3 protein-coding genes are annotated in these 6,529 nt (G+C 69.7%); 2 read left to right on the top strand and 1 reads right to left on the bottom strand.

The features are described from left to right. Both VD972_RS22380 and VD972_RS22375 read left to right on the top strand, forming a co-directional pair. A partial coding sequence (locus VD972_RS22380) for an immunoglobulin-like domain-containing protein (RefSeq protein ID WP_324990192.1) occupies positions 1-1,286 on the top strand: 1,286 nt, incomplete at its 5' end. A 180-nt stretch (positions 1,287-1,466) separates the two neighbouring features. Beyond that, entirely contained in the window at positions 1,467-3,764 is a 2,298-nt protein-coding gene (locus tag VD972_RS22375; protein WP_324990190.1) for a membrane dipeptidase, read from the top strand. 12 nt (positions 3,765-3,776) lie between these two features. Here VD972_RS22375 and VD972_RS22370 read toward each other — a convergent pair. Then, positions 3,777-6,529, bottom strand: a 2,753-nt coding sequence (locus tag VD972_RS22370) for a tetratricopeptide repeat protein (RefSeq protein WP_324990188.1), incomplete at its 5' end; no start/stop codon positions are given.

Here is a 6,529-nt window from a genome sequence, read left to right as displayed (position 1 = left end):
CCTATGTCAACAGGCCGGCCATCTCTACCGCGCTGGGGTTCTGGGATATCTCGTCGCCCGGCCTGGCCGTCAACGCGGATCCGGCGCTGGCCACCGCGGTACAGAATGAGCTGGGCGGGGACAAGAAGCTCAGTGTGTGGTTGGGCTCGGATGGCTCGTACACCGTCTACCACTCGCGAGAGGTGGTGGACGCGAACAAGCGCCCCAAGCTCATCGTCACCTATGACTTCGTTCAGGTGCTCGAGCCGGTGGCGGACGCGAAGGTGATCGCCTCGCAGCCGAACAGCAACTTCGGCTCCGCGACGGACTTCTCGGTGGGCCCGGCCTGGTACCACCCCTCCCAGCAGGAGCATGCCTACCTGCGCTTCGATCTGAGCACGCTGCCTGCCCACGCGCGGATCTCCTCGGTCAAGCTCCAGGCGATGGCGTACACAGGCTATGCATGGGGCGGGGACGGCAACGTGTACACGCACCTGGTGCAGAACGACTCGTGGAGTGAGGGGGACATCACCTGGAACAACCAGCCGGCCATCTCCGGTAGCCAGCTCGGGTACTGGTGGCTCTGGTACGACTACCGCTATGTGGATTCGCTCGGCGTGAATGAGTCGCCTGCGCTGGCCGCCACCGCGCGGTCCGAGCTCAATGGGGACAAGAAGCTGAGCGTGCGTCTGAGCTCGCCTGGCTACATCACGAACTACTACTCGCGAGAGGTGGCGGACGCGAACAAGCGCCCGAAGCTCGAGGTGCACTACGTGGAGCCGGAGCTCTGTGACGTGCAGCCGAACGTGCCTGTCCTCACGCTCAACGGCGCCAGCGCGGTGATGCTGGAGTGCGGGCTGAGCACCTGGACGGATCCGGGTGCCCGGGCGACGGACGCGTGCGGCTCGCTGGAGGTGCACCGCTACAACTCAGGCAGTGACGCGTACGGCCCGGGCCCCAACACGGGCGCCGAGGGCTCCTACTCGGTGCAGTACCTCGCCTGGAGCACGACGGGCGGCACGGTGAGCGCCCTTCGCACGGTGCACGTGAACGACACCACGGCTCCCTCGCTCCGGCTGAACGGCGCCGCGCAGATGACCCACACATGCGGCAGCCAGTTCGTGGATCCCGGCGTCGAGGCGCTGGATGCGTGCTACGGCAACGTGTCCCCCACGGTGCGGGTGACGGGCTCCGTGAACGGCTGGGCCGCGGGCACGTACACGCTGCGCTATGACGTGACGGACAGCGGAGGCAACAGCGCCGCGCCCGTGACGCGCACCGTGAACGTCGTCAACTGCCCCTGGTAAGGCGCGACGCCTCGAGGTGACGGGCCGCCTGAGCGGTCCTCGGCTGGCGGGCCGGTGCTCGGACTCCGAGCGCCGGCCGCTGGCGTTTTCGGGACCTGAGTGCCGCCCAGGGGCTTGCGCGGGGGGGGGAGGGGAGGGGTATGAGGAAGGTTCACTCCCCGTCAAAGCAGGAGTTCGCGCATGCAGCGACTTCCCCGTGTCAGCCGTCCCCACCTGCTGAGCCTCGGGCTCACGCTCGCCCTCCTCCACGGCTGTGTCCCCACAGAGGAGGAGGCTTCGTCCGAGCCCACTCAGGTCGAGCAGGGGCTGGCCGTGCCGGGCTTCGCGGAGCTGCACCACCACATGTTCGCGGAGCAGGCCTTCGCCGGCGGGTGGTTCCATGGCAGCCACACCGGCACGCTCGCGCGCTGTGACGGCGGCATGCCCGAGAGCAGCCACGCCCGGGTTCGCATGGACCTGAGCAACCTGCTGAACCTGTGCCCGAACTCGGGCGGAGTGGATCTGAGCACCAACCCGCTGCTCGCGGGGCTGTTCGGCATTGGCGGCGCGGTGGGCTCGGAGTTCATCGGGAAGATGGATGGGACGCAGGGCGACACGGGCCTGCACCTGGGCCGGCGAGACGTGCCCACGCAGTGGCCGCGCTGGGACACCATCGCCCACCAGCAGTCGTGGGAGGGCTGGCTGCGCAAGGCGCACCAGGGCGGCATGTCGCTGGTGATGGTCTCCCTGGTGAGCAACGGCTTCCTCTGCAATGCGCTGCCGTACCAGAACATCAAGCGGCCCTGTGACGAGATGACGGACATCGAGGTGCAGCTGCAGATGGCCCGCGCCTTCGATGCGCGCACCGACTGGGCGGAGATCGCCCTCACCCCAGCGCACGCGCGGCAGATCATCTCCGCTGGCAAGCTGGCGATGGTGCTCTCCATCGAGACGAGCAAGCTGTTCGGCACCCGGGACTGGCGTACGGAGCTGGACCGCTTCTACAGCCTGGGCGTGCGCTCGTTGCAGCCCGTGCACCAGCTGGACAACCGCTTCGCGGGCGCGGCGCCGCACAACGCCATCTTCCAGGCGGCCCAGTTCCTGGAGAACTGCCACATCGACTTCGACTGCGGGGTGACGACGGGCTCCTTCACGCTGGGCTTCGACGTGAACTCGGCCTGCCGCAACGTGAAGGGGCTGACGGCGGAGGGCCGGTCGCTGATCCAGGCGATGATGGCCAAGGGGATGCTCGTGGACATGGCGCACATGTCCGAGCGCACCGCGCAGGACACGTTCGCCCTCGCGCAGGCCAACACGTACTACCCGCTGATGATCTCCCACGGGCACTTCCGCGAGGTGATGAACCCGAAGCTGGCGGATGACGAGAAGACGACGCCGGCGTGGATGGTGCGCTACCTGCGGCAGACGGGCGGCATCTTCGGCCTGCGCACGGCGCACGACGAGGCGCGCACGTACACGCGGACGACGGTCGCCAACAACTGCCATGGCTCCACGCGCTCGCTGGCCCAGGCGTACGAGTTCGGCCGCCAGGGCTTGAAGGTCCCCATGGCCTTCGGCGCGGATCTCAACGGCTTCATCCAGCAGACGCGGCCGCGCTTCGGGGCGAACGGGGCCTGCTCGGCGACGTTCCAGGCGGAGGCGGACCTGCAGGCCTACCAGCAGTCGCTCTCCGGAACGGGCCGGCTGGGCACGGAGTTCGACGAGAACGGCCTGGCGCACATTGGCCTGCTGCCGGACCTGCTGAGGGACTTGAAGAACCTGGGGGTGAACACCGCGGGGCTGGAGAGCTCGGCGGAGACGTTCATCCGCATGTGGGAGCGGGCGAGCTCGGCGCGCTCGGGCATGGCGGATCCGGCGGCCGACCTCGACACCACCGGCGTGGCAGCCTACGTCTCCCGCGACTCGCGCGAGGCCCAGTTCCCCACGGTGTGCGGCGCGGCCTATGCGCCAGACACGAAGGTGCTGGGGCAGGGGTGCCGCTTCGACGCGGAGTGCATCAGCGACCAGTGCACCTCGGTGCTGTGCTCCACCTTCGACGGCCGGTGCGTGTGCAATGACGACGGGGACTGCGGCAGCGCGCGCTACTGCCAGGAGGAGCTGCCGGGGCCGGGTGACAACGACTGCGTGGCGAAGAAGGCGAACTGGGACTCGTGCAGCCGGGACGGGCAGTGCCAGTCCGGGGCGTGCGGTGGCTGCGCGAACCTGACGGGCTGGTGCTACACGCCGCGCTCGAAGGCCGTGGGCCAGGCGTGCAAGGCGGACCGCGAGTGCACCTCGGATCGGTGCGGCGCGGACTGCTATGCCAACCCCACGGGCACGTGCTTGTGCGATAGCGACTCGCACTGCGCCAGCAACCAGTACTGCGGCTGGGGCCTGAACTCTGGCAAGTGCCAGACCAAGAAGAGCCGTGGCGCGGCGTGCTCGGCCAATCGCGAGTGCGCGTCCAACAACTGCCGCTGGTCGTTCACCTGCGCCTGACAGGCAAGGCCCTCAGCGCCTCGGGCGCTTCTTCTTGCCAGGGAGAGGGGGCCCTGGCTTGCGCGGGGCTGGCGAGGGGTGCGTGCGCTCCTCCAGCCACTTCGAGACCTGCTCGGCGTCGGACTTCCGGCCCACGCTGAGCCAGGCCTCCCGCACCTGGGTGGCCAGCGCCAGGGCACGCTCGCGGTCGCCGTGCGTCTCCCAGAGGGCCTGGGCCTGCGTGAACTGGCCCTCCGCGCGCATGTTCTCCGGCGCCAGCTTCAGCGCGCGCTCGATGAGCGGGAGCGCCTCCGCCGGCTTGTCTGTCTCCAGCAAGAGTCGGCTCAGCCCGAACAAAGGAAACGCGAGATCCGGGTGCGTGGGGCCCACCCCCTTCTCGTGCAGGGCCAGCGAGCGCGTGTACTTCTCCCGGGCCTCTGCGTACCTTCCCTGGCGGCGCAGCGCAGTGGCCAGGTTGCTCAGCGAGTTGGCCACTTCGGGGTGTGTGGGCCCCAGCACTTTCTGCCGCAGCGCCAGGGCGCGCTCATGGGCTCGCTGGGACTCCTCGTACTTCCCCAGTGACTCGTAGACGACGCCCAGGTTGTTGAGCGCGAGGGCCACATCCGGGTGCTCAGGGCCCAGCGTCTTCTCCCACAGTGCCAGCACGCGCGTGTGGGCCTCCTTCGCCTCCTCGTACCGGCCCAGCTCATTGAAGACGAGCCCCAGGTTGGTGAGCGAAGCGGCCACATCCGGATGCTCGGGGCCCAGCACCTTCTCCCTCAGGACCAGCGCGCGGGCCTGCAGCTCACGGGACTCCTCGAGCCGGCCCATCTTCCACAGCACCAGGCCCAGGTTGTTGAACGAGGCGGCCACCTGGGGGTGCTCGGGGCCGAGGATCTTCTCCCGCAGCGCCAGGGAGCGTGAGAGCTGCTCACGCGCCGGCTCGAACCTCCCCATCTTCCAGAACATCAAGCCCAGGTTGTTGACCACGGAGGCCACGTCGAGGTGCTCGGGGCCCACCGCCTTCTCCCGCAGGGCCAGCACGTGCTGCCACGCTTGCAGGGCCTCCTCGTGCCGGCCCAGCTCCGAGAGCACGGCGCCGTAGTTGTTGAGCTCGGAGGCGCGGAGCCGCTCGTCATCCGCCGCCTCGGCGAGGTTCTCCGCCATGGGCCGCATCAGCAGAGCCTCCTCGTGACGCCCCTCGCGGTAGCCCACCAGCATGATCAGCGTGCTCGCGGCTCGGGCCAGCTGGAACATGTCCTTGCCTCGCGCCGCCTCCCTCATGGCCTGCCGCAGCCGCGCCTCCGAGCCCGGGAAGTCACCTGAGCCCTCTTTCAGCCGGGCCGACACGAACAAGGTGCGGGCAAGCAACGGCGCGTACCCCACCGGCTCCACCTGGGGCAGCAACGTCTCCGCCAGGGCCAGCCCCTCCTTGTACTTGCCGCCGTCGAACAGGGCCTCCAGCCGATCCACCTGCTGCTGGAGCGCCTCCACCTTCGCGCGCACCTCGGGCTGCTCTGGCGGAGGCACGGCCGCGGTGAGCGCCTTGGTGTCCGCGCAGTATTCCAGAGGAGGCAGCGCCTGCACCGCCGGCACGGCCTTGCTCACGAGCGCCGGATCCGGGCCCTGCGAGAGCAGCTCCGTCAGTGCACGCAGCTGGCTGCGCCGTCGCTCCAAGCAGGACTCCTCGAGCACCGCCAGCCCCTGGGCCTGGGCACTCCCCTCACGGCTCGTGTTCAGGCACAGCTCTGTCCGTTGCTTCACCCATGCGCCCGCGTACCCGTCCAGTGCCGCCGTGACGCGCTCGGCGGTGTCCCGCGCGTAGGCCAGGTTCGTGCCCAGCAGTGCCTGCTCGACCCTGGCCTGGATCGACGCGTCCCACACTCCGGCCAGCCGCTGCTCCAGCTGGCCGCACACCTGCACCTGCTGGCGCGCCCAGCCCCAGACGGCCAGCACCGCCAGCGCCAGCGTCACGCTGGCCACGGAGCTCCTCCGCAGCCACGCGCGCCGCTTCACCTCCGGATCGTCTTCCAGCTCCGCCAGGAGCGCGGCCATGGAGGCGGTGCGCTGGGCCGGGTCAACTTGCAGTCCCTGGAGCACCGTGCGCGCCAGCCACGCGGGCACCTCGGAGCTCGCGGGAGGCGTCACTCCCTGGCGCTGGGCCCTTCGCAGCTCGGCGACGGTCTTCCCTTGGAAGGGACGCTCGCCGTAGAGGCCCTCGTAGAGGGACACACAGAAGGAGTACAGATCGCTGCGCGCGTCGGCCCGCTGGCCTCGGAGCTGCTCGGGGGCCATGTAGCGCGGAGTCCCCATCAAGTTGCCCGGCTCGGTGATGGGCGTCTCCAGCGCCTGGGAGGGCAGGGAACCGGACGGGAGCTCCGACTCCTCGTTCTCGGCGGGGAGCAAGGACGCCTCGAGCCTCGCCAGGCCGAAGTCCGTGACGCGGGCGCGCTCGTCGCGCCCCACCAGCACGTTGTCCGGCTTGAAGTCGCGGTGGACAAGGCCCGCCGCGTGGGCCGCCGCGAGCCCCCGCCCCGCGGCCAGGTACTTCTCGAGCACCTCGCGCCAGGAGCGCTGCTCCTTCTGCCAGCGCCGCAGCGTCTGGCCCTCCACGTGCTCCATGGCGATGAAGAGCGAGCCGGTCTCCAGAGTGCCGGCATCGTACACGGCCACCACGTTCGGGTGGCTCAGGCGCGCCATGGCCTGGGCCTCACGCAGGAAGCGGCCCTGCTCGTCGTGGCTGCTGCCACCCAGCACGTCGCGAGGACGCAGCAGCTTGAGGGCCA

This window comes from Hyalangium sp., from assembly GCF_035629615.1.
Classification (GTDB): Bacteria; Myxococcota; Myxococcia; order Myxococcales; family Myxococcaceae; genus Hyalangium.
This window is presented reverse-complemented; position numbering and strand designations above follow the sequence as displayed.

What these genes read in the sequence shown, in the direction of transcription:
- VD972_RS22375 (WP_324990190.1), top strand. Translation starts at nt 1,467, where the DNA reads ATGCAGCGACTTCCCCGTGTCAGCCGTCCCCACCTGCTGAGCCTCGGG.